The organism is Saccharothrix sp. DSM 118769 (genome assembly GCF_052936295.1).
On record NZ_CP193627.1, the window covers coordinates 1946415 to 1969098 of the forward strand.

20 protein-coding genes are annotated in these 22684 nt (G+C 73.1%); 14 read left to right on the forward strand and 6 right to left on the reverse strand.

The genetic code is table 11. The annotated features are described in order from the left end of the window. Nucleotides 1–50: 50 nt before the first annotated feature. The gene (locus tag ACRAKJ_RS09280) at nt 51–782 is read right to left on the reverse strand and encodes a GNAT family N-acetyltransferase (protein ID WP_438923836.1); all 732 of its coding nucleotides are present in this window, start codon (nt 780–782) and stop codon (nt 51–53) included. Nucleotides 783–938: 156 nt separating this feature from the next. After that, a complete protein-coding gene (locus ACRAKJ_RS09285; protein ID WP_438923835.1) occupies nt 939–1379 on the reverse strand; it encodes a hypothetical protein in 441 nt (146 codons plus the stop codon). A 171-nt stretch (nt 1380–1550) separates the two neighbouring features. Here ACRAKJ_RS09285 and ACRAKJ_RS09290 point away from each other — a divergent pair, with 171 nt between their 5' ends. Genes ACRAKJ_RS09290 through ACRAKJ_RS09300 form a run of 3 tightly spaced genes read left to right on the forward strand, consistent with a single transcriptional unit; the run spans nt 1551 to nt 4176 of the window. Further along, nucleotides 1551–2378, forward strand: coding sequence for a CPBP family glutamic-type intramembrane protease (locus ACRAKJ_RS09290; protein ID WP_438923834.1), 828 nt, complete (start codon nt 1551–1553; stop codon nt 2376–2378). Next, nucleotides 2375–3520 (forward strand): histidine kinase, encoded by a 1146-nt coding sequence (locus ACRAKJ_RS09295; protein WP_438923833.1) that lies wholly within the window; start codon nt 2375–2377, stop codon nt 3518–3520. Before ACRAKJ_RS09290 ends, ACRAKJ_RS09295 begins: the two co-directional genes overlap by 4 nt. Next, nucleotides 3517–4176: a response regulator gene (locus ACRAKJ_RS09300; protein ID WP_438923832.1), complete on the forward strand. Its 660-nt coding sequence runs from the start codon at nt 3517–3519 to the stop codon at nt 4174–4176. The genes ACRAKJ_RS09295 and ACRAKJ_RS09300 overlap by 4 nt, the downstream gene beginning before the upstream one ends. A gap of 12 nt (nt 4177–4188) precedes the next feature. On the opposite strand, the gene ACRAKJ_RS09305 is transcribed toward ACRAKJ_RS09300, so the two are convergent. Next, nucleotides 4189–4404 carry a hypothetical protein gene (locus tag ACRAKJ_RS09305; protein ID WP_438923831.1) on the reverse strand — a complete coding sequence of 72 codons (216 nt, stop codon included), beginning with the start codon at nt 4402–4404 and terminating at the stop codon, nt 4189–4191. A 206-nt stretch (nt 4405–4610) separates the two neighbouring features. On the opposite strand from ACRAKJ_RS09305, the gene ACRAKJ_RS09310 reads away from it, so the two are divergent. From ACRAKJ_RS09310 to ACRAKJ_RS09340, 7 genes are all read left to right on the forward strand, one after another. Further along, on the forward strand, nt 4611–6176 hold the full coding sequence (locus ACRAKJ_RS09310; RefSeq protein WP_438923830.1) for a nucleotidyl transferase AbiEii/AbiGii toxin family protein: 1566 nt from the start codon (nt 4611–4613) through the stop codon (nt 6174–6176). Between the two features lie 173 nt (nt 6177–6349). Further along, nucleotides 6350–7519: a BMP family ABC transporter substrate-binding protein gene (locus ACRAKJ_RS09315; RefSeq protein ID WP_438923855.1), complete on the forward strand. Its 1170-nt coding sequence runs from the start codon at nt 6350–6352 to the stop codon at nt 7517–7519. 107 nt (nt 7520–7626) lie between these two features. Further along, nucleotides 7627–11391, forward strand: a complete 3765-nt coding sequence (locus ACRAKJ_RS09320) for an nSTAND1 domain-containing NTPase (RefSeq protein ID WP_438923829.1) — start codon at nt 7627–7629, stop codon at nt 11389–11391. A gap of 274 nt (nt 11392–11665) precedes the next feature. Further along, on the forward strand, nt 11666–12058 hold the full coding sequence (locus ACRAKJ_RS09325) for a hypothetical protein (protein ID WP_438923828.1): 393 nt from the start codon (nt 11666–11668) through the stop codon (nt 12056–12058). A gap of 78 nt (nt 12059–12136) precedes the next feature. Continuing rightward, nucleotides 12137–12565, forward strand: coding sequence for a hypothetical protein (locus ACRAKJ_RS09330; protein ID WP_438923827.1), 429 nt, complete (start codon nt 12137–12139; stop codon nt 12563–12565). Between the two features lie 161 nt (nt 12566–12726). Beyond that, nucleotides 12727–13581: a hypothetical protein gene (locus ACRAKJ_RS09335; RefSeq protein ID WP_438923826.1), complete on the forward strand. Its 855-nt coding sequence runs from the start codon at nt 12727–12729 to the stop codon at nt 13579–13581. A gap of 51 nt (nt 13582–13632) precedes the next feature. Beyond that, complete coding sequence (locus ACRAKJ_RS09340) at nt 13633–14184, forward strand: isochorismatase family protein (protein ID WP_438923825.1); 552 nt, start codon at nt 13633–13635, stop codon at nt 14182–14184. A gap of 83 nt (nt 14185–14267) precedes the next feature. On the opposite strand, the gene ACRAKJ_RS09345 is transcribed toward ACRAKJ_RS09340, so the two are convergent. Both ACRAKJ_RS09345 and ACRAKJ_RS09350 read right to left on the reverse strand, forming a co-directional pair. Then, a complete protein-coding gene (locus tag ACRAKJ_RS09345) occupies nt 14268–14696 on the reverse strand; it encodes a hypothetical protein (RefSeq protein ID WP_447008914.1) in 429 nt (142 codons plus the stop codon). 954 nt (nt 14697–15650) lie between these two features. After that, nucleotides 15651–17579: an ATP-binding protein gene (locus ACRAKJ_RS09350; RefSeq protein ID WP_438921900.1), complete on the reverse strand. Its 1929-nt coding sequence runs from the start codon at nt 17577–17579 to the stop codon at nt 15651–15653. Nucleotides 17580–17867: 288 nt separating this feature from the next. Here ACRAKJ_RS09350 and ACRAKJ_RS09355 point away from each other — a divergent pair, with 288 nt between their 5' ends. Next, the gene (locus ACRAKJ_RS09355) at nt 17868–18536 is read left to right on the forward strand and encodes a hypothetical protein (RefSeq protein WP_438921899.1); all 669 of its coding nucleotides are present in this window, start codon (nt 17868–17870) and stop codon (nt 18534–18536) included. A 376-nt stretch (nt 18537–18912) separates the two neighbouring features. Then, entirely contained in the window at nt 18913–19548 is a 636-nt protein-coding gene (locus ACRAKJ_RS09360) for a hypothetical protein (protein WP_438921898.1), read from the forward strand. Nucleotides 19549–19738: 190 nt separating this feature from the next. On the opposite strand, the gene ligA is transcribed toward ACRAKJ_RS09360, so the two are convergent. Continuing rightward, a complete protein-coding gene (gene ligA / locus ACRAKJ_RS09365) occupies nt 19739–21730 on the reverse strand; it encodes an NAD-dependent DNA ligase LigA (protein ID WP_438921897.1) in 1992 nt (663 codons plus the stop codon). A gap of 87 nt (nt 21731–21817) precedes the next feature. Here ligA and ACRAKJ_RS09370 point away from each other — a divergent pair, with 87 nt between their 5' ends. Together ACRAKJ_RS09370 and ACRAKJ_RS09375 are read left to right on the forward strand one after the other, a co-directional pair. Continuing rightward, complete coding sequence (locus tag ACRAKJ_RS09370) at nt 21818–22024, forward strand: hypothetical protein (protein ID WP_438921896.1); 207 nt, start codon at nt 21818–21820, stop codon at nt 22022–22024. A 106-nt stretch (nt 22025–22130) separates the two neighbouring features. Next, nucleotides 22131–22634 carry an STAS domain-containing protein gene (locus ACRAKJ_RS09375; RefSeq protein WP_438921895.1) on the forward strand — a complete coding sequence of 168 codons (504 nt, stop codon included), beginning with the start codon at nt 22131–22133 and terminating at the stop codon, nt 22632–22634. The last annotated feature ends 50 nt before the right edge of the window (nt 22635–22684 follow it).

Consider the following 22684-nt stretch of genomic DNA (forward strand, 5'->3'; position numbering starts at 1 on the left):
GCCCGGCGACCGCGGCGGCCCACCCGAGCAGGTTCCCCGCGGCCGTGGTGTCACGGGTGCCGCAGCTCGTCCACGTCGTGGGCGAGCACGTGCTCCACGCGCAGGGTGGTGAACCCGAAGCGGTCGTTGACGCGCAGCACGTGGGTGTTGTCGACGCCGGTCATGGTCTCGATCCGCGCCAACCCGGGGATCTCGGACGCCGGCCACCGCGCCATGTCGGCCTTCACGCACATGCCCAGGCCCTTGCCCCGGTGCGCGGCGAGGACGGCGGTGTCGCCCTGGTAGCACTCGTCGGTGCGGTGGGGGAGGGTGATGACCTCCGTCAGGCCCGCCACCTCGCCGTCGGCCTCGCTCACCGCCGCGACCACCCGCTGCACGGCGTCCTGGTCGGCCATCTCGGCCTCGGCCTCGCGGACCCGCTTGACCGTCCACTCGGGAGCGGTGAACTCCGTCTCGCCCGCGGGGGCGTCGTGGATCGCGCCGCGCGCCCGCGCGCAGGACGCGACGAGGTCGTCCGGCGCCGCCCCGGTCCACCGCACCAGGCGGTAGCCGCCGGGGGCGCCGACCGGCCACCGCGCGGGGTCGACGTCGGCGAGCACCAGTCGCTGCACCGCCACGGCCCGGACGGTGCGGAACCCCAGCGCGCGGCACCACAGCTCACCCGGGCCGCCCTCGACCACGTTCCACCCCTCGACGGTGGAGCGGCCCCGGTCCGCCACCTCCGGCAGCACCGCGCGCAGCACCTCGGTGCCCAGCCCGCGACGGCGCGCGTCCGGGGCCACGACCACCTCGACGAGGCCGATGTGCGAACACGTCGTACGGCTCGGGCTCCTCCAGCGGCAGGTCCGCGGCCCGGCTCGCCACCGACACGCGGTGGTGGGCGACCAGGTCCCCCTCGGCCGCCGTCCGCGGGTCGAACCGCGACACCCGCACCGGGCTCAACGGCGGCCGGTGGAGAGGGTCACCAGGAACTGGCCGCCGCCCGGCTGGACGTCCGCGGTGACCGGCAGGCCCGGCACCAGGCGGGAGAAGCGGTCCACCAGCCAGTCCGCCGCCTCCCGCGCGTCCCGTTCGGTGGGGCAGCGGGCCACCATCTCGCGGCCCCCCTTGCGCTCCAGCCGGCCGGCCACGGTGATCAGCGGGGCGGGGTCGGCCACGTGCAGGCGGTCCGGCCAGGCGATGACCACCTTGACCGCGCCCTTGCGGGTGTTGCAGCCGCGGTGCGCGAGCCGTTCGGCGACCTTGGCCTTCCGGTCGGCGGTCCGGCTGTCGACGCTGGGGCCCCGCGGGTCGTTCACGGACATGTCGGGGTCCACCGGTTCGTCGCACACCCAGCAGCGCCAGCCGTCGCGCTCGGCCACGTCATCGAGGAGGCTCATCCGGGCAAACTAGCCTGTCGGCCGCCGGTCCCGCGCACCGCACCGGGGCGGGTGTCCCCCTTGCGAGCTACCCGCGGGTGTCCACCGCGCGGTGATGTTCCCGGGCCGTCGCGCCCCTAGCGTTCGGGTCATCGCGGCGCTACCGCCGCGGGGGTCTCGCGAGGAGTGGTCATGCGGCTGTTGACGCAGCTCGGGGTGGTCTTGCTGATGGCTTTCGCCGGCAACGCGCTCGTCGGCGCGGCGGGGTGGAACGCGCCCCTCACGCTGGTGTTCGGGTTCGCGACGGCGGCGCTGTCGCTGTGCGCGTACGCGTGGGTGGTGCGGCGGACCGAGCATCGGGAGCCGGTCGAGGTGGCCGTGCGGGGGGCGGGGCCCGCGTTCGGGCGGGGGCTGCTGATCGGGGCCGGCATGTTCGCCGCCGTCATCGCGACCATCGCGTTCCTCGGCGGCTACGAGGTGCTGGGGTGGGGGTCGCCGGCGGGCGCGGTGGCGTTGCTCGGGTTCACGGCCGCCGCCGTCGTGGCGGAGGAGCTGATCTTCCGGGGCGTCCTCTTCCGCGTCGTCGAGGAGCGCGTCGGCACGGTGGGGTCGCTCGCGCTCACCGGGTTGCTGTTCGGCGCGGTGCACCTGGTCAACCCGCACGCCACCGCGTGGACCGCGTTCGCCATCGCCGTCGAGGCGGGGTTCGTGCTGGCCGCCGCCTACGCCGCCACGCGCACCCTGTGGGTGCCCATCGGGGTGCACTTCGGCTGGAACTTCGCCCAGGGCGGCGTCTTCGGCACCAGCGTGTCGGGCGGGGACACCCCGCAGGGGCTGCTGGACGGCGTGACGTCCGGCCCGTACCTGCTCGGCGGCGGCGAGTTCGGCCCCGAGGCGAGCGCGTACTCGGTGCTGGCGGGCGTGGTGGTGACGGCCGCGTTCCTGTGGCTGGCCCGGCGCCGCGGCACCCTGGTGCCCCGGCGCCGCCGCCCCGCCGCCGCGGCTACGCTCGCCGGGTGATCGGCTTCCGGCGGTTCCCGGAGCTGTGGCGGCGGTGGGACGTCACGGTGCGGGACGTCCCGCTCGCCCTCGCGCTCGCCCTCGCCTCGCTGGTGCCCGCGCTGCACGACCGGGGGACGCAGCTCGGCGACCTGCCGACCCGCCCGATGGACGCGTCGGCCGTGGCCGTGATCGCGCTGGAGTGCCTGCCGCTGGTCGTGCGCCGGCGGTGGCCGGTGGTCTGCCTCGCCCTGGTGACCGTTGGTTTCGCGGCCGACCAGCTCCTCGGCTACCACGCGGTCGCGGGCACCGCGCTGCCCGTCGCGCTGCTGAGCACGGGGCTGCACCTGGACCACCACCGGCGCGCCGTCGCCGTGCTGGTCTCCGCGGCGTACGTGCCGCTGGCCGTGGCGCTCGACCGGTACGGGTCGACCGAGGGCGTGGCCGGGTTCACGACGTTCTACCTGGCGATGGTCGCCGCCTGGGCGATCGGGGCGTGGCTGCGGCTGGCCAGGGCCGGTGAGGCGGAACGCCGCCGCCGCGTGGCCGGGGAGACCCGGCTCGCGGAACGCACCCGCATCGCCCGCGAGCTGCACGACGTCGTGACCCACCACGTGACGGCGATGGTCGTGCAGGCCGAGGCGGCGCGGTACCTGGGCGGGGCCCCGGAGCGCCTCGACGAGGCGCTGGCCGCGATCACCGACACCGGCCGCAGGTCCATCGCGGACCTGAGGCACCTGCTCGACCTGCTGAACCCGGACCACGACGCCGACCCGCGCACGCCGTCCGTCGGCGAGCTGGGCGTGCTCGTGGAGCAGACCAGGCGGGCCGGGCAGCCGGTCGAGTTCACCGAGGAGGGCGTGCCGCCGGCGGGGAGCGCGAAGGTGGTGGCGTACCGGGTGGTGCAGGAGGCGTTGACGAACGCGCTCAAGCACGCGCACGGCCGCCGGACCACGGTGCGCGTGCGGCACGGGGGGAGCGAGATCGTAGTGGAGGTCGGCACCGAGGGCGGGGGGCCGCGCACCGCGCCGTCCCGCGGCGGCGGGCGGGGGCTCGCCGGGCTGCGCGAGCGGGTCGGCGCGCTCGGCGGCGAGTTCAGCGCGGGCGGGCGGGACGGCGGGTTCGTCGTGCGCGCCCGCATCCCGGCCGGGAGCCCGTCGTGAGCGCGCCGGTGCGGGTGCTGGTGTGCGACGACCAGGCGCTGGTCCGCGCCGGGTTCGCGACGATCATCGGCGCCCAGCCCGACCTGGAGGTGGTCGGCGAGTGCGGGGACGGGCGCGCCGCGATCGAGCTGGCGGCCCGCCTGCGCCCCGACGTGGTGGTGATGGACGTGCGGATGCCGGTGCTCGACGGCATCGAGGCGACCCGCGTGCTGGCGGGCGCGGGCGTGGCGGACCCCGTCAAGGTGCTCGTGGTGACGACGTTCAACCTGGACGAGTACGTGTACGAGGCGCTGCGCGCGGGCGCCAGCGGGTTCCTGCTCAAGGACGCGCCGGCCGCGCAGCTGCTGCACGGCATCCGCACCGTCGCCACCGGGTGGGCGCTGCTGGCGCCGGAGGTGACCCGTCAGCTCGTCGGCCGGTACGCCGAGCGCATCCGGCCCGTCGGGGGTGGTGCGGGCGACGTCCCGCTGGCCCCGCGCGAGCTGGAGGTGCTGCGCCTCATCGCGGACGGCCTGTCCAACGGCGAGATCGCCTCGACGCTGGTGATCAGCCACGAGACCGTCAAGACGTACGTGTCGCGCATCCTCACCAAGCTCGACCTCCGCGACCGGGTGCAGGCCGTCGTCTACGCGTACCGGCACGGCCTGGTGGCCTGAGCCGCCCGCGGCTCACAGGGGCCTGCCCGCCGGCCCGGTCGGTTCTTCGTCCACTGTGGACGTGCCGGAGACCGTGCCGAGCAGGCGCGCGAGCAGGTGGCGGTCGTCCGCGCCCAGGCGGTCCGCCGGTGACCTGTCCCGGGCCACGAGTCCCCGGCGTTCGGCCCGCTCGACGAGGCCGGACATGGTGGACTCGTCCAGCCCCGGGAACGCCGCCAGGTCGGTCATGCGCGGCGGTCGTGCTCGGCGCCGACGCGGGTGAGCACGGCCATCACCCGGAAGGACGTCCGGACGAGGGCGTCTCCGAGCGCGTCGTCGGAACTCATGGCGAGGTCCTGCCGAGGGTGGTTGGTAGTACCGATCAAACCGACGACGCGGTCGGCGGCCGGGAAAAGGGTTGTCGGGCTCCTCGGCCGTGGTGACAGGATCGGGGGATGTTCTCCGGCGACTTCGAGGTGCACCTGACCGGCTCCGCGCGGGAGGCGGACGCGATGGCCGCGTTCGCCGCCCGGCGGGGCGCGAAGTTCACCCACATCCTGCTCGACCGCGGCGAGACCCCCTCCCAGCCGATGCTGACGGTCACGGGCAGCGGGACGCTGGAGGACCTGCACCGCCTCGCCGGGGCGTGGCGGGCCGACCTGGCGGCGGCGGGGGTGGGGGTGCTCCGGGTCAAGATCGAGGCCGCGCCGTGGAACGAGGGCGTGCCCGCGTCCGACCTGGACGCCTCCGACGAGCTGTACTTCGAGCACCACGTGAAGGTGCTGCTGCCCTCCGGCGACCGCGACGCGGTGGACCGGCTGCGGCGGGCGGTCGGCGGGACCGGGGCGAACGTGTCGCGCAACGCCCGGCGGCGGCGCGGTCGGCGCGAGGAGCGGTTCGTCACGCAGCGGTGCCGCGGGGTCGGTCGCGCCACCGCCCGGACCCGGCTCGACGCCCTGCTGGCCGTGCTGCGCGGCGGCGGGTACGAGGTGCTGGAGGTCGAGGAGGAGTACGTCGTCCACGACGACGCCCTGCACGTCGACCGCGGGTGGCTCGACCCGGACCGGTGGGGCGACCGGCAGGACGTGCGCGACGACCTGCTCGGCAGCACGGCGTCCCGGGGCCGCGGCGCGCCGTCGACCTTCCTGCCGCTGGCGGCCGAGGGGCGGGACGTCCGGCAGCGCCCGGTGTTCGACCCGGCGCTCAAGCACTTCGACCACGCCTACCGGGCGGGCGAGCCGGTGTTCGGCGACCCCGACGAGGGGGCCCGCTGGTCGGCCGCGCGGCGGGCCGCGATGGCGCACGTGCTCGCGGTCCTGGCCGCCTCGCCGTGGGCGGGCAACCTGGTGCTGCGCGGCAGCGTCGCGCTGCGCGCCTGGCTCGGCGACGTCGCCCGCGACCCCGGCGACCTGGACTTCGTGGTCGTGCCGAAGACCTTCGCGCCGGACGGGCCGGAGGCGCGGGCGATGCTGGAGGGCCTGGTGGCCGCCGTCGCCGCCGACCCCGGTCCGGGGCTGCGCGCCGACCGGGTGGTGGCCGAGCACATCTGGACCTACGAGCGGGTGCCGGGCCGGCGGCTGGTGTTCCCGTTCGACGCCGCCGGCCTGCCGGGGGGCGCCGTGCAGGTGGACCTGGTGTTCAACGAGGACCTGCCCGACGCGCCGGTCGCCGTCGAGGTGCCGCCGCTGGGCACGCGGGTGCTCACCGCGTCGCCCGCCCTGTCGCTGGCCTGGAAGCTCCAGTGGCTGATGACCGACATGTACCCGCAGGGCAAGGACCTCTACGACGCCGTGCTGCTCGCCGAGCGCACCGCGGTGCCGCTGGACCTCGTCCGCGACCTGCTCCGCCCCGAGCTGGGCGACGGGGCCGACGGCTTCACCCCGGAGTCCGTGCTCGAACTCGACGTCGACTGGGAGAACTTCCGCGCCGAGCAGCCCCGGGTGGCGGGCGACGCCGGGCCGTGGCTGCGCAGGCTCGCGGACGCGCTGGCCCGCCGGTCCGGTGACCCGCTGGTCCGCTGACCCGTTGACCCGCCGGCCCCGTTGACCTGCCGGCCCGCCGTTCCCAGCAGGTGAGCGCTCGTCCGAACGGCCGCGCCGAAGAGGTACGGTCCGTCGCACCCGCCCCGGTCCGGCCATCGGGGGGAGGGCTGTCCGCTCGACGAGCAGGAAGGGGACGAGCCGTGCGCCGTCCTGTGTTCGGCACCGCTGTCGCCTCGATCGCGCTGACCGGTCTCATGGTGCTGAGCGCGTGCGCGAAGGACCCCGGCGGCGACGCCACCGGGACGACCGGCGCCACCGGCGCCGCCTGCGAGTTCGCGACACCGCCCAGCGCGCCCGCCACACCGTCCGCCGCGCCGTCCGCCACCCCGTCCACCAGCGCCGCCCGGGACGAGACCGGGGGCGAGCAGGTCGACGGGAGCGCGCTGAAGGTCGGGCTGGCCTACGACATCGGCGGTCGCGGCGACGCGTCGTTCAACGACCTCGCCGCCGCCGGGTTCGACCGGGCGATCGGGGAGCTGGGGGTCGCGAAGGAGAACACCCGCGAGCTCTCCGCCGCCCCGAACGAGGACGAGTCGGTGAAGCAGACCCGCCTGCGGCAGCTCGCGCGCGAGGGCTTCAACCCGATCGTCGGCGTCGGCTTCGCCTACACCGAGTCGCTGAAGGTCGTCGCGCCGGAGTTCCCCGACGTCCGGTTCGGCCTGGTCGACTCGGCCGTGGAGGGCGCGGCCAACGTCACCCCGCTGGTCTTCGCCGAGCAGGAGGGGGCGTTCCTGGCGGGCGTCGTGGCCGCGTACCAGAGCAGGAAGTGCCACGTGGGCTTCGTCGGCGGCGTCGACATCCCGCTGATCCGGAAGTTCGAGGCCGGGTTCACCCAGGGCGCGAAGGCCGCCGCGCCGAAGGTCGTGGTGGAGAAGAAGTACATCACGCCGGCCACCGACTTCACGGGCTTCCAGGACCCGGTGAAGGGCTCGGAGACCGCGAAGGGCCTCATCGACAAGGGCGCGGACGTCCTCTACCCCGCCGCCGGCGCGTCCGGCATCGGCGTCTTCTCCGCGGTGAAGCAGGCGGGCGTGCTGGCGATCGGGTGCGACGCCGACCAGTACAACCAGCCGGCGCTCGCGGAGAGCAGGGACGTCATCGTCGCGTCGAGCCTCAAGCGCGTCGACGTGGCGGTGCACGACTTCATCCGGGCCGCCGCGCGGGACGACCTGGCCTCGCTGCCGGAGGTCTTCGACCTCAAGGTGGACGGCATCGGCTACGCCACGTCGGGCGGCCGGGTCGACGCGCGGTTGCAGGGCATCCTCGAAGGGTTCAAGGCCCAGATCATCGAGGGCCGGATCACGGTCGCGGACAAGCCGTAGTCCCGCGGTCCGCCGCCGGCGGCCCCGGACGGCACACCACCCCGGAGGTGTAACGGGGCCCGCGCCGCCCTCGACAGACGGGCATCCGATGCCGGGCGAGGTGCGTGTTGACCAGCGAGGGCGGCTCACCGCGGGAGTCCGACGGCGTCCACCAGGAAGCGGTGGTCTCCGGCGGTTCCCACGTGGTCCAGGTCGGGCGGGACCAGTACCTCCACTTCGGCGACGGCGTCCGCCGCGCGGTCGCCGGCGCCGTGGTCGACGAGTGCCCGTACCCCGGCATCCACGCGTTCACGCCCGACCAGGCCCCGTGGTTCTTCGGCCGGGACGGGGCGACCGCGGACCTCGTCGGCCGGCTCGACGCGCGGACGCGGACGGGCGGGCCGCAGGTGGTCGTCGCGCCGTCCGGCGCGGGCAAGAGCTCGCTGCTCAACGCGGGCCTGCTGGCCCGCGTCGAGGCCGGGGCGCTGCCCGGGTCCGCGCACTGGCCGCGGGTGGTCGGGCGGCCCGCGGGCGACCCGGCGCGGGCGTTCGCCACCGCCGTCGCCGCCGCCATCGGCCGACCGGCCGGGGACGCGGGCGAACTCCTCGCGCCCGGCGCGTGCGCCGCGGCGGTCCGGGCGGCGCTGGGGGCGAAGACCCTCGTCGTCGTGGTGGACCAGTTCGAGGAGCTGTTCACGGTCTGCCCCGACGAGCGCGCGCAGGCCGAGTACGTCGACCTGCTGTGCGACCTCGCGGCGGCCGGGTCGGGGCGGGCCGCCGCGCTGGTCGTGCTCGGCCTGCGCGCGGACTTCTTCGCCGCCTGTGCCCGCCACCCCCGGCTGCGGGCGGCGTTGCAGGACAACCCGGTGGTGGTCGGGCCGCTGTCCGAACGGGACCTGCGGGCGGCCATCCGGAACCCGGCGCTGGCGGTGGGCCTGACGCCGGAGCCCGGGCTGGTCGACGTGCTCCTGCGCGACCTCGGCGGACCGGCCGGGCGACCGGGGGAGGGGCCGACCGGCGAGTACGAGGCGGACCGGCTCCCGATGCTCGCCCACGCCCTGCGCTCGACGTGGTCCAACCGCGACGGGAGCACGATGACCGTCGCGGGGTACGAGGCGTCCGGGGGCATCGACGGCGCGATCGCCGCCACGGCGGACCGGGTCCTCGCGGACCTGGGGGAGAAGAACGGGCCCCGGGCCGCCTCCCTGCTGCCGCGGCTGGTGAAGGTCGGGGAGGGGACCGCCGACGTGCGGGTCCGGGTGCCCCGGGACGACCTCGTCGGCAGCGCGGCCGACGCCGAGGTGCTGGAGGCGTTCACGAGGGCGCGGCTGCTGACCGCGGACGAGGACGCGGTCGCGATCACCCACGAGGCGCTGATCAGCGCCTGGCCGAGGTTGCGGCAGTGGATCGAGGCGGACCGGCACGAGCTGGTGACCCACCAGCGGCTCGGCGACGCCGCGCGGACGTGGGCCGCCGGGCGGCGCGACCCGGGGCTGCTGTACCGGGGCACCCCGCTGGCCGACGCCGACGCGCTGGTCCGGCGCTCCGCCCGGCCGCCGACCGCGCTCGAACGGGAGTTCCTCGACGCGAGCCTGCGCGCGCGGCGGAGCGGCACGCGTCGCCTGCGCCGGCTGGTCGCCGTCCTGGCCGCGCTCCTGGTCCTCACGCTGGTGGCGGCGGGTGCGGCGGTCCGTCAGTGGAACGACGCCGAGGACAGCAGACGGGCCGCGGAGGACAGCGAGCGCGTCGCCGCCGGGCGCAGCCTGCTGTTCCAGGCCGAGGCGGCCCGGGACACCGAGGCGGGCGCCTCGCTGCGGCTCGGTGTCGCGGCGATGGGCGTCAACGCGAGCCCCGAGGCCAGGGCCGGGCTCGTGAAGACCCTGATGGGCAACCACTACGCCGCGACCCTGTCCGGTCACGCCGACGCGGTGCACGCCGTGGCGTTCACCCCCGACGGGCGCACCGCTGTCACCGGGGGTGTGGACCCGTCCCTGATCGTGTGGGACGTCCGCGACCCGGTCCGCCCGAGGCGCGTCGGTTCCGCCGACGTCGAGGGCGGCGTGTGGTCCGTGGCGATCAGCCGCGACGGGCGCACCGCGGTCACCGGCGGTCCCCCGTCGCTGGACGTGTGGGACATCGCCGACCCCGCCCGTCCGCGACGGGTCGGCTCGGTCAGCGAAGAGCCCCGGTGGGTCAGCTCGGTCGCGTTGAGCCGGGACGGCCGCACGGTGCTCACCGGGACGTGGGACAACTCCGGGCGGGAGGAGGACGGGGCGAGGCTGTGGGACCTCGCCGACCCCGCGGCCCCGCGCCTGCTCGCGTCGATGGCCGCCGACCGGAGCGGACCCGTGCGGGGTGTCGCGCTCGGGCGGGACGACGCCGTCGCGGTCGTCGGCAACGAGGACGGCACCGTGCTCGTGTGGGACGTCGCCGACCGGACCGCGCCGCGCCGCGTCGCGACCCTCCCCGACCACGGCAACTCGGTCTGGGCGGTCGCGACGAGCCCGGACGGCCGGGCGCTGCTCACCGGCAGCGCCGACCAGACCGCGATCCTGTGGGACATCACCGACCCGGTCGCTCCCGTGCGGCGGTCCCGGCTCACCGGGCACCGCGGCACCGTCCGGGCCGTCGCGTTCAGCCCGGACGGCCGCACGGTCGTCACCGGCAGCCAGGACCGCACCGCGATCCTCTGGCGGGTCGACGACCCGGTCCGCCCGGAACGCCTCGACACGCTCGGCGGTCACCGGCAACCCGTCTTCACGGTCGCGTTCGGCCACGACGGCGCCCACCTGGCGACCGGCGGCAGCGACGACACCGCCGTCGTGTGGCGCACCGGCGTCGACGCCGACCCCGTGCGGCTCGGGGAGCTGGGCGGGCACGGCGGCGGCGCGCCCTCGCTGGTGTTCGGCCCCGGCGGTCACCGGATGGCCACCGGCGGCGCCGACGGCGCGCTGACCACCTGGGACGTGGCCGACCCGCGCGCGCCGCGCCCGCTGGCCACGGTCCCCGCCCACGGCGGCGGCTTCGCGATGGCGTCGAACGGGGCAGGCACCGTGCTGCTCACCGGCGGCGGCGACCGCACCGCCGTCCTGTGGGACGTCGCGGACTGGTCCCGGCCGCGCCGGCTCGCGACGCTGTCCGGCGGGCGCCGCGGCGTCGCCTCCGTCGGGTTCGCCCCGGCGGGCGACGTCGTCGCGCTCGGGGGCGACGACGGGCGGTTCGAGCTGTGGGACGTCGCCGACCCCGCCCACCCCCGTGCCCTGGCCACCGCGGGCGTGCACTCCGCCCGCATCTCCGCGGTCCTGTTCGGCCCAGACGGGCGCACGCTGGTCACCGGCAGCACCGACACCACCACCGTCGTGTGGGACGTGGGCGACCCGACCCGGCCTGGGGAGCGGGCCGCGTACGACGACGAGAACAGCACCTACTCCGCGGTGTTCAGCCCGGACGGCGAGATCCTCGCGCTCGCCCAGGAGGGGCGCAAGACCACGTTGCTCGACCTGTCCGACCCCGACCGCCCCGAACCGCTGGCGGTCGTGCGCGGGCAGGCGAGCTCGGTGTACGCGGCGGCGTTCAGCCCGGACGGGCGGGTCCTCGCCACCGGCGGCTACGACAAGACCGCGCTCCTCTGGGACGTCACCGACCCGCGCGACCCGCGCGAGCTGACCTCGATCCGCGGGCACGCCATCGCCGTCGTCTCGCTGCTGTTCGGCCCGGACGGGCGGACGCTGGCGATCAGCGGCGGCGACACCCCGGCGCTGTGGGACGTCGCCCGGCTGACCGACATCGTCGCCCGGCCGGTCGACATCGCCTGCGGGATCGTCGGCGAAGGGCTCACCGAGCGGCAGTGGTCGACCTACGCGCCCGACGTCGCCCACCGCCGCACCTGTTGATCGGCGGTCCCCCGGCCGGGGCGTGGGAACAGCCCGGAGCGGGAAGGGTTCGACAAAGGCGACGGGTGCGTCCCGGTCGCGCGTCGAATTACCGGAAATCGATTGTCCGCACCGCTTCCGCCGGTGTCCCGGTGCTGGTCAGCGATTTGTCGGTCTCGGTGAACGTCGTGCCGGGGGTACTTTCAGGCACTCCCGAACCGGATACTTGACCGTTCAACTTTCCGGCGGTAGCTTCCGGGTGGATCACCGAAATTCCTTTCCGGAAAGGGAGATCATGCGGCTGAAGTCCGTTCTGCTCACCGTGTCCGCCGTCGCCGCCCTGCTGATCGGCGGCCCCGTCGCGTCGGCGACCGCCTCCGGGACGCCGGACGAGGCGTGGCCGCCCGGGAACTGCCAGAAGGGCACGTTCTGCGTCTGGCCGAACTGGGCCCACCCGCTGCCCGCCCCCGTGGAGACCCCGTCCCTGGCGACCGACCGGGAGTGGTCCGGCAGCGTCCCGGCGCTGACCTTCTACAACTACACGTCGCGCAACGCCGACCTCGGCTACTCCTACACCTGGCCCGACGGGTCGACGTCGTCCCACACGATCTGCGTCCCCCCGGGCGGCAACATCTTCTACCTGCCGGTGACCGTGACGAAGCTGAGTTGGCACCAGGGTTCCTGCTAGGACGCCGACCCGCGCCCCGGCGGGTGGTGCTTGCCCGGGGGGCGCGTTGCTGGGATGGTCGGACCGGGAGGCGCGACCATGTCTGTCGGCACCATCACCGGAGCGGTCCTGGCGTTGTTCGTCGCCGCGGCGGTTGTCCTGTACCTGCGCGGTCGGGCCGCGCCCGCGCCCGCTGTCGGGCGGGTGCTGAGGTGGGTCGCCCTGGCGGGTGCGGTCGGGGTGGCGCTCGCGGCCCTGCCGGTCGCGGTGCGCGACGGTGGCGGGGCGGTGCCCTACCTCCTCGTGCCCGTGCCGGCGTGCGCGTTGGCGGTGGTCGCGGACGCGGTCGGGAGGTTCGTCGTCACGACCACGGCCGCGGCGGCACTGCTGGTGCTGGGGTGGGGCGTGTTCCTCGCGATGTTCATCACCCCGTACTTCGTGTTCCCCGCCCTGGTGCTGGGGGCGGCGGCGATTGCGTCCGTCCGCCCGCGCCGGGAGCGGGCGGTCCGGGACGGTGCCCACCCCTGATCGGGAGGGGCGGGGGACGGGCGTGGTGGTGCGCGCGCACGGGGGTGTGGCCTGGTGCGCGGCGGTGGGCTGGGAGAATGCGCCGGTCAGCCCGTGCGGGTCCCGCCCGTGCGGTGCTGCCCCGGCCCGGCTTTCTCACCGCACGACGTAAGGACTGACACGTGGCACTGCCGTACGAGCCCGACGACGACCACGCCGCGGACCGGTTCGTCAACAACGCGCTGCGCAGCCACGACGCCGAGGCGTGGGAGCTGCTGACCTCGGACGCGTACGTCGAGCAGACCGAGCGCGTGCTGCTGGGGATGCTGGACCGGGTCGCGGTGGACCGCGAGCACCGGCGGGTCGAGCGCGACGCCGCGCGGGCGCGGGTGACGGCGGGGGAGCTGACCCGGGTCGACCGGGACCGCGAGCTGGCCGAGGACGGCGAGCGGGCCAAGAAGGCCGCGCACTTCGAGGCCCTGGTGCGGGAGCGGCTCCGGGTGATCGCCGCCAGGGTGCGGCGGTTGCGCGGTGACGACGTCCGCGACGAGCTGATGAGCCTGGTGGTCGCCCTGGGTGCCGCGATCGACGCCCACCGGACCGCCGTGCTCGGCGGCGGGGGCGAGCCCAGCGGGGCGGACCGGGCGCTGTGGGAGCGGTTGACGACGCTCGACGTGCCGGGCGCGACCGGCCGCACGTCGGTGGAGGAGCTGGTCAGGGACCGCGCGGCGCAGCAGGACGACCACGGGCGCGTGCTGGCCGGGATCGTGCTGGACCTGGCCGGTGACGCGACGTCGATCTCGCGCGCCGACCTGCTGGACGTGTGGAAGAGGGAGGTCGCGCCGACGCTGACGGTGGAGGAGAAGGGCGACTTCGCGGCCAAGGGCAAGGGGTCGCTGGTGACCGACCGGCTCAGGAAGGCGTTGGGGGTGCTGGAGCGGCGGGGCCTGGTCGCGCGCTCCGGCCCGCAGGGCGACCAGCGGCTCGACCTCCTCGACCGGCCGGGTCTGGTGGAGCTGGCGGGCTCGCCGCAGTAAGGGGTCGACGGCTGCGGCGTGGGTCGCGCACCGCGGATAGGCTGCCCGGGCATGACCGCCGCGCTGCTGATCGTCGACGTGCAGGAGATGCTGGTCCCGGTCGTGTGGCGCGGGGAGGAGCTGGTCGCCCGGATCGCCTCGCTGGCCCGCGCCGCGCGGCGGGAAGGGGTGCCGGTGGTCGCGTTGCGGCAGGTCGGACCGCCCGGGACGGCGTTCGGCCCGGAGGTGCCCGGTACGCGGCTCAGCCCGCTCCTCGGCCTCGGACCGGAGGACGTGGTGGTGCGCAAGACCGCGACCGACGCGTTCTACCGCACCGGCCTGGCCGCGCTGCTCGCCGAACGGGGCGTGCGCACCGTCGTGCTGACCGGCGTGGCCACCGACTACTGCGTCGACGCGACCGCGCGGTCCGCGCTGAGCCACGGCCTGGACGTCGTGCTGGTCAGCGACGGGCACGCGCCGGCCGCCGCCGGCGACCCCGAGGCGGGGCTGGACGCCGAGCGGATCGTCGACCGGCACAACCGGCTCCTCAGCCGGGCCGTCCACCCCGGCGGCGCGCTGCGCCTGCTCGCGGCGTCCGAGGTGGTGTTCCGCGACCTGGCCTGAGGCGGTCCGCAGGTTGGGGTGGTTCGCAGGTTGGGGTGGTTCGCGGTCCGGGGCGTCCGCGCGGACGCCCCGGACCCCGTCGATCAGGGACCGACCACCGGCTGGAGGGTGCGGGACTCCTCGGCGGACCGGCCGCCGTCGGTGGTGAGCTGGGCCCTCACCGCGGCGTTGACGGCGGGCAGGAACAGGCCGTTCTCGGCGGCGACCGGTGCCGAGAACGGCTGCGGCGTGCCGGTGCAGGGGCCGTCGAACTGCACGTAGGTGCCCACGAAGCGCACCACGCCGAGGACTTCCTGCTGCACGGTGACGCGCAGCGCGTCGACCGCGCCGTCGTCGTGCCCGTAGCAGGTGTAGTAGCCGTTGACGGTGATGCGACCGGAGGAGTTCCAGTACGCGAGTTCGCTGTGGACGACGGGCGCCGGGTCGTGGGTCGCCGAGGCGGTCCCGACCGCGACCGGCAGCAAGGCCGCGGCCGCGGTGGCGGCGAGGGTGAGGGTGCGGATACGCTTCATCGCTGACTCCGTTCAGCCTTTCGCGGGGTGTCGCGGTCCTTCCGGCCAGGGACTCGGCCGCGACGCCCCGCAGGGCGTTCTCGATGTGGTTCGCGCGGTCGCGGTCGGTGCGTCGCCCCCTGAACGTGGTGCCGGCACGTCGTTCCGGGTGATCGACCGTCCACTCGCGACGGCGCCTGGAAAGACTGCGTCGCGCCCGGCGGGACCACAAGGGGGTGAACGGTCCATCACCCGAACGTCAGAGCGAGCACCCCTACTATTGCGGTGAGGCGCGCGAACCCGGCACCGCCGTGGAAAGCCCGGGGCGCTGTGCCCGGGGTGCTGGACCCGAGGCTCTCGCAGAGGCTCACCGCGGCCGGTCCTCGTCACGTGCCTCGCGGATCACGAAGTCCGCGACGGGGCGGGTAGGTGACCGCATCCCCCGATCCTGCCCGCGCCGCGCCCGCACCACCACCTGATCTCGCCACTGTGCCTGTGATTGCTAGTTGGCCCCTGTGATCGATAGGGGGACTGTACAAACGTCGGCTCTGGCGCACTTTCGGTGGTGACGGTGAGTAGCTGGTCGGTCCGTGATCCTGTGGTGGATGCCGATCCCCTTGTGGGGACGGTATTTCAGGACTGTCGGTTCCGGTCGTTGGATGCGTGGCGGAGGGCGGTGGTCGCGGTCCGCATCCGGGTTGCGGCCGTGCCGTCCGGCGCCTGATGCTGCGATGACGAAGGCGTCGACAGCCCGAAAGCACCTTCCCGGCAAGGGGATCGATCTCTACCGCAAGGTCACTGCTGCGACCGGCTACTCACCGTCACCACCGAAAGTGCGCCAGAGCCGACAACTGGACAGACCCGACCCGATGGGACGTGGCCCTGCATGCCCCATGCTGTCCACCTCATCAACTGGCACGTTCACCGCTTTCGGACCGCGTGAACACATGTGTCGTCATGACGCTTCACCTGTGTTCACTCTTCCCAAGCGTCTTCAGGGTCGACGATCGGGCCGTGCGGTTCGGCGAGATCGCGGATGAAGCCGTTGTCTCGGTCGAAGGTGTGCACGAGGATACGGTCCGCGATGTCCTTGTGGATGTCGTTGTCGACGATGATCACTTGATAAGGACGGGCGAATCGCTTGTCGCCCCAGCCGCGTCGGTCGTCCATGAGATCGAGGAAGCGTTCGTAGACTCGATGGGCGAGGCTTTTGTCGTGGCTGTTGGCGCCGTAGTTTTTTTGCGGCGAGTCGATCATCAGCAGGGAAGGGAGGGTGACCAGAGCGTTTTCCAGCGCATAGGTGAGCAGGGTCAGGCTGTAGGCGATGCTGACCGCGGCGCGGGCGCCGCCGCCGCGTTGGGTGAATTTTTGTTCATCGACCAACGGCAGCCAGGTCTCAGGGTCGATACGGGCGCGGCCGGTGGCGTTGGGCAGTTGGATCGCGGCGATGATCCTGCGGAAGATGTCGGTCACCGCTGCGAGCACGTCGGCAAGGTCCTCGACCTCGGCACCGGTGAGGTCGAGTTGGTCCACACGCTGTTGCTGACGGGTTTTCAACTCGTCGATGCCCCGGTATTGCTCGGTGAGCCGGTTGTGGGCGTCCTGCACGCGGCGCAGCGTCTCCTCAGCGGTGGCATGGCGAGCGACTTCGGCCGTGGCTTCGGCGAGTCGGTCGACGAACGGCGCGAGTCCGGTGAATGCCTGCTTGTCGAGCGTGTCGTTGACCAGTCGCAGTCGGGCGCGCGCGTCGCATGCGGTGTCCTGCGCCGCACGCAGTTGCTTGTCGAGTTCGGCCAGCCGTTCGCTCTGTTGCTGCAATACGTGGGTCAGGTGGCGCCGTTGGGACACGTGTTCGCGGCCGGGGAGCATGCTGGTGCACAGATAACACTGTTCGGGTGTGATCGGCCGTGTGGTGACGTCGCTGTTGCACGCCGGGCAGCGTGGGTCGACCAAGGCGAGAGTAGGACGGTCGTCCGGGTCGGTGTCGCTCAACTCGTCGAGGTGACGCAGGCCCTGTTGGGCCGCATCGGCTTCGGCGGCGCATGAAGCGTGGCCGCGGCGGAGCCTGTCCAGGTCGATCTCGGCGTCGCCGACGGCACGGTGGGCTTCTTCGCGACGTTGCCGTTCACGGTCGACATAGGCGGTGGCGGTCCGCGCGGCCGCGGTGATGGACGCGAGGATCGTCTCCGCTTCGGTGCGGGCGGCACGGACACGAGCCAGTTCCTCGGCGATCGCCGAGGCGTCGGTGGCTTGGGACTCGGCGAGGAAGTTGCGGATCATGTCCGCGCGTTTGGTGCGCCGGTCGATTTCCAGGTTGTTCTCGTGGATCTCGGCGGCAAGGCGCTCATAGGCGGGGGTGGTGAGGTTGAACAGCAACTTGAGGGTGATCAGCCGGGCGCGTTCCTCCCGACGTGGACGGATGATGTGCCGGTCGATGTCGGTCTGGTTGAGGTAGCAGTAGGGCAGCAGTGCTCCGGCGAAGTCCAGCGACTTGCCGCCGGGCAGACGCACGGAGGTGAACTGCTCGAGCAATCCCAGCTGCTCGAGGAGCCACTCCGAGACTGTGCTGCGCGCGTCACGTGCCTGTACGGGGAACCGCCCCACCGCGGTTCCGGAGTCGTCGAGCACCTGGACGTGAGACTCCGCGGCGCGGTCACGGCGCAGGAGGAAGGCCCCGGTGGTCACTCGGATCCCGATCTCCACCTCACGCAGATGCTCGTCCACCGCTCCACGGAACTCGCCCACATCGTGTCCCATGGCGTAGCCGATGCACTCCAGCAAAGAGGATTTGCCGGTGTCGACCACTCCGACGATGGCGACCACAGGGGCGTCCAGGTCGTATGGCTTCTGCCAACCCTGCTCGGTCCTGATACGGATCCAACGGAGCTGCAACTGTGTCGCCACCGACGGCTTCCCTTTCGCACGACAGAAGAGGCACGGGCTACCGCCTCCCCCCGTGGGCAGCACCACTGTCGACCATGGACTGCGCCTCCCGTCCTGTCACGCAAACGAGAGTTTTTCACTCGAACGGGTAGTCCACAGCTCTCATGATCCACTGGCCATCCGGAAGTCGAGCACCTCTCACGCATGCCGGTGGCAGCAGTATGCTGCACTGACTGCGCTCGGACGCGTACACACAGGCACTGCTGTCGCAGTCTCGTTAACAAGAGAAGTGGCACTCTCGTTTCACGGATGTTAGAGTTCGAGGCGAGACGTCGCGCGGGGGAGGTGATCGCAGTGGGTAACCGCAAGGGTTCAACCGAGGACATCCTCGCGGTGGATGATCTCGTTCAAGGGCTGAACAGGGTCATCGCCGCGGTGGACGCCGCACGGGAAGTCGGCCTCCCACTGTCCGTGCCGACACCGTTGCTTGACGTGTGCAAGCGCATGCTCGACAGCGCGGGCGAGTTGCGGAACACCCCGGTGCGCGACGGTCCCGCAACATCTCCCGGCCGTACTGGCGGCAGCGCGGCGAAGCAGAAGCTGTCAGGGAGTGGCGAGCAGGGCGCGCTATTGCAGGACATGCCACTGCGTCGACTCATCTGGCAGGTACTGGACCCGGGCGAGGAGGTCAACGTGGGAGAGGTGACCGCCCGGCTGAAGCGCTTGCGCGTGGATCTTCCCGCCAACAAGGTGAGCAATGCGCTCGGCTACTGGGCATCCCGGGGCCGCCTTGAGCGCAGTCGCAAAGGCGTGTACTTCGTGCCGCTGGTCATCCCTGATGTGGACGCAGACTTCGAGCCGGTGGAGGCTGAGGAGGTGATCGACCACCGGATCCCGCAGCGACCGGCGACTCGCGACAAGCACACCGAGTTCCGCAACAGGACTTCTGACGATCATGCGGCAAAGCAGGCCGGATGAACCTGCACATCGTCGGACGTCGACATCACAGCAGGAGAAGGCCGCATGGACGAGACGAGTGGCTCCCGACGCCCGTTCGGGCTTGCAGGCCCATAAGCAAACGGACGATCTTCCCACCAACGATCACTCGCCGTGCAGGCCGGTCGACTCTGACCTGCTAAAATCCGAAAGAGACCGAGATCACACAACCGGCGGGTTGGGCAATCACGATCTCTCCGGTACGCTGGAGACGCAGCTCTATCAGCTGCCGCAGCAGCCATCACGTCTACTCAGGTTCGCACCTTTACTGTAGACGCACTGCTTGCACGGATGCAAGGCAAGTGGGCGGGTTCACCCGCCTGATGGCTGTCCACGTATGGATACAAGGAGAAACTACGTGGAACAAGCTGTCAAAGTAAGTGCGGCCGTGTGGCTCGACTACGTCCTGAGCCCGCCCCGCAAGCGGCGCGAGATGATGAAGGCTCACGTCCGCCGGTACCTGGACCCCCAAGCCCAGGCATACCACTACTACAACACCATCCTGGCGGCCATGCCGCGCGCCATCAGCTCCGTCGACCCCACCAGGGTGATGGAGGAGTGTGTCGCCGGCACCCGTGAGGCCCATCAGGAACTGCACTACCGGGAGATCGCCGCCGGTTTCCTGACCTGGAGGTCCCGCACCAAGGGCACCCAGGTCAAGGTCAACACCGCTGCATGGACTCACGCGGGGCTTACTGCCACGCTGTCCCGGCTGTTCGGACTGCGTCAGCCCGACGGGTCCGAACTGGTGATCCTTCCTTATCTGAAGGCCGAGCCGCTGACGCAGGACGCCGCCAGCCTCATCCTGCTGATGATGGAAGACATGATGCCCGACCTGCGGCCGGGCGCGACCGCGGCGATCCTGGACACACGCCGGGGTCAACTGCACACGCTGAGGAAGAACGCCAACCGTCGGGACATCAGGGCCCAGCTCGTCGGTGAAGCAGCGGGCTACGTCGCCTTCTGGCAGGCGATCACGCTGGACGCGGCGTAGCAGTGGTCGATGGTGTCGGAAGCCAGCTTCCGACACCATCACCGAAGCTTCTCTGCACCCCTGCGAAGAACAGTTGGCCAACTCTCGTGCTCACTGGCCAACTGAAGTGCTCAGTCAGTAACTGGGGTCGCAGCTATCGATCACAGGGGCCAACTATCAATCACAGGCACAGCCACCGCCGGTGGGTGGGTCAGGCGATGCCGGCGGCGATGAGCTGCTGCCAGACCACGCCCTGGTCGACGACCTCGACGTCGAGCTTCTCGGCCTTGGCGAGCTTGCTCGCGCCGACGTCCGCGCCGGTGATCAGGTAGTCGGTGTTGGCCGAGACCGAGGTGGCGGTGGTGGCGCCGGCCTTCTCGCACAGCCGCTGGAAGGTGGGGCGGGGCACCTTCTCGCCCGAGCGCGGGTCGCTGATGGCGCCGGTGACGACGACCGTCTTGCCGGCCAGGGGCGCGTCGGAGGCGATGACCGGGGGCAGGTCCTCCTCGCGCACGTCGAGGGAGACGCCCCGGTCGCGCAGCCGTTCCAGTTCGGGGCGCAGGCGGGTGAGGTGCTCGGTCAGGGAGGCGGCGACCTTCGGGCCGATGTCCTCGACGGCGACGAGGCGTTCCTCGCCGGCGTCGGCGACCTCCTCCAGCGACCCGAAGCCCGCGCGGCACAGGCGGGTGGCGGTGCCCTCGGAGGCCATCGGGATCGCGAACCCGATCAACGCCCGGCGCAGGCCCACGTCCCGGCTCGCGGCGATCGAGTCGATCATGCGGGTGGCGGAGGTCTCGCCGATGCGGTCGAACTCCAGCAGCTGCTCCCTGGTGAGGGTGTAGAAGTCCGACGGGTTCTCCAGCAGGCCCGCCTCGGCGAGGCGTTCGATCCACACCGGACCGACGGCCTCGATGTCCGCCGCCGCGCGCGACGCCCAGTGGACCAACCGGCGCACGGTCTGGGCGGGGCAGGCGACGTTGGTGCAGAACAGCTCCCGGCTGTTGCCCTGCTCGGTCAGGGCGTGGCCGCACGACGGGCACTCGGTGGGCGGCACGATCTCGCGCTCCGCGCCGGTGCGCCGGGACTCGTCGAGCACGCCCGCCACGAACGGGATCACGTCGCCCGCTCGGCGCACCAGCACCGTGTCGCCGATCCGGATGCCGCGCGCCCGGATGACCTCCTGGTTGGCCAGGGTGGCCTTGGTGACCGTCGTGCCGCCGACGAACACCGGTTCCAGGCGGGCGACCGGGGCGATCTTGCCGGTCTTGCCGACGTCCCAGACCACGTCCGTCAGCACGGTCGTCTTCTCCTCGGCGGCGAACTTGAACGCCAGCGCGCCGCGCGGGGAGTTCGACCGCGTCCCGGCGGCGGCGTAGGCGTCGCGGTCGGCCAGCCGCAGCACGGCGCCGTCCAGGTCGTAGTCGAGGTCGTTGCGCCGCGCCTCGATCTCGCCGATCACCGCCTGCGCCTCCTCCGCGGTGCCGCGGTGCCGCATGTCGGCGACGGCGAACCCGAGCGAGCGCAGCCCGTGCTCCAGGTCGGCCGCCGCGCCGCCCTCGGAGGTGTCGAGGTCGAAGGCGAAGAACTGGAGGCGCCGCCCGGCGACCGTGGCCGGGTCCTTGGCGCGCAGCGTGCCCGCGGCGGCGTTGCGCGGGTTGATCAGCGGCTTGTCCGGGTGCTCGGTGTTGTAGGCGGTGAACGTGGAGCGCAGCATCACGGCCTCGCCGCGCACCTCCACCCGGCCCGGCGCGTCGACCCGCTGCGGGACGCCGTCGGCCAGCGCCCGCACCAGGAACGTCACGTCGTCGCCCGTCGTGCCGTCGCCCCGGGTGACCGCGCGGGCCAGCCGGCCGTCCTCGTAGACCAGGGCCAGCGACAGGCCGTCGAGCTTCGGCATGACCACCACGGGCTGGCCGGGGAAGCGGTCGAAGAACGCGGCGACCTGCTCCGGCCTGGTCGCCTTCTCCAGCGACAGCATCGGGCGCGAGTGCCGCACCGGCGCGTGCAGCACCGTCGGCGCGCCCACCTGCTCCAGCGGGTTCGGGTCCGGCGCGAGGTCCGGGTTGGCCTGGATCAGCCCGCGCAGCTCGTCCTCGATCGCGTCGTACTCGGCGTCCGCCACCAGCGGCGAGCCCCGGTAGTACGCGTCGCGCAGCGCCACGACCTGGTCGGCGAGTCCCCGGATGCGTTCCTCAGCGTTCACGGCGCACAAACTACCGACGACCACCGACAACACCGGCAACCCGATGGGCGGTACCGGGACCGCCCGGCCGGCTCGGACCATGGGCGCATGGGCCTCGACCACCGCACGGCGGTTCCCACCCGGCGGCAGCGCCGGTTCACCCACGCGGCCGTGGCCGCGGCCCTCGGCGGCGGGCTGGCCGCGTCCGCCGCGCCGTGGTGGGCCTGGTGCACCCTGTTCGCGGGCCTCTGGCTGGTGGCGGCGGCGATGCGCCGCGCGTCACCCCGGCACCTCCTCACCAGGTCCTCGGCCTGAGCACCCGGCTGCCGGGGGCGTCCTCGTCGCCGGGAGCAGGTGTCGGGAGGGGGACGACCGGGTAACCGCTCCGGGTGAACCGGGACCGAGCGTGTGGAGGAGCCCCGTGGAGCAGGACGTCCACCTTCCCCCGGTGAACGTCGGCGTCGTGGTCGCCCGGCGCCGCGGCGTGGTGTTCGCGGAGGTGCGCGGCGAGGTCGACACCGACAGCTACCGGCAGGTGCGCCAGGAGCTGTTCTCCTGCCTGGACGGCGCGCCCGCCGCGCTGGTGGTCGACCTCAGGCGGGTCGAGTTCTTCGGGTCGCTGGGCATCGCGGTGCTGATGGAGGTGCACGAGCGGGCCACGGGGCTGGGCGCCGGGTTCGCCGTGGTCGCCGGGCACCGGACCGTGGTGCAGCCGATCCGGGTCACCGACGTGGGCGAGCTGCTGGGCCTGTGCTCGACGGTGGAGGAGGCGGTGGCCCGGGTGGAGGGCCGCGACGACGAGCACCGGAGCGACGGCCGGTACCAGGGCGACGACGGCCGGCGCCAGGGTGACGACGGCCGGTACCAGGGTGACGACGGCCGGTACCAGGGCGGCACCGACGGCTTCTCGTGGTGGTCCTCCTAGGGATCTTCACAGGATGGTTACCGTAAAGCGATAGCTACCGATTGACTTTC

What these genes read in the sequence shown, in the direction of transcription:
- ACRAKJ_RS09285 (WP_438923835.1), bottom strand. Translation starts at nt 1,379, where the DNA reads ATGAGCCTCCTCGATGACGTGGCCGAGCGCGACGGCTGGCGCTGCTGG.
- ACRAKJ_RS09290 (WP_438923834.1), top strand. Translation starts at nt 1,551, where the DNA reads ATGCGGCTGTTGACGCAGCTCGGGGTGGTCTTGCTGATGGCTTTCGCC.
- ACRAKJ_RS09305 (WP_438923831.1), bottom strand. Translation starts at nt 4,404, where the DNA reads ATGACCGACCTGGCGGCGTTCCCGGGGCTGGACGAGTCCACCATGTCC.
- ACRAKJ_RS09310 (WP_438923830.1), top strand. Translation starts at nt 4,611, where the DNA reads ATGTTCTCCGGCGACTTCGAGGTGCACCTGACCGGCTCCGCGCGGGAG.
- ACRAKJ_RS09325 (WP_438923828.1), top strand. Translation starts at nt 11,666, where the DNA reads ATGCGGCTGAAGTCCGTTCTGCTCACCGTGTCCGCCGTCGCCGCCCTG.
- ACRAKJ_RS09330 (WP_438923827.1), top strand. Translation starts at nt 12,137, where the DNA reads ATGTCTGTCGGCACCATCACCGGAGCGGTCCTGGCGTTGTTCGTCGCC.
- ACRAKJ_RS09340 (WP_438923825.1), top strand. Translation starts at nt 13,633, where the DNA reads ATGACCGCCGCGCTGCTGATCGTCGACGTGCAGGAGATGCTGGTCCCG.
- ACRAKJ_RS09345 (WP_447008914.1), bottom strand. Translation starts at nt 14,696, where the DNA reads ATGAAGCGTATCCGCACCCTCACCCTCGCCGCCACCGCGGCCGCGGCC.
- ACRAKJ_RS09355 (WP_438921899.1), top strand. Translation starts at nt 17,868, where the DNA reads ATGTTAGAGTTCGAGGCGAGACGTCGCGCGGGGGAGGTGATCGCAGTG.
- ACRAKJ_RS09370 (WP_438921896.1), top strand. Translation starts at nt 21,818, where the DNA reads ATGGGCCTCGACCACCGCACGGCGGTTCCCACCCGGCGGCAGCGCCGG.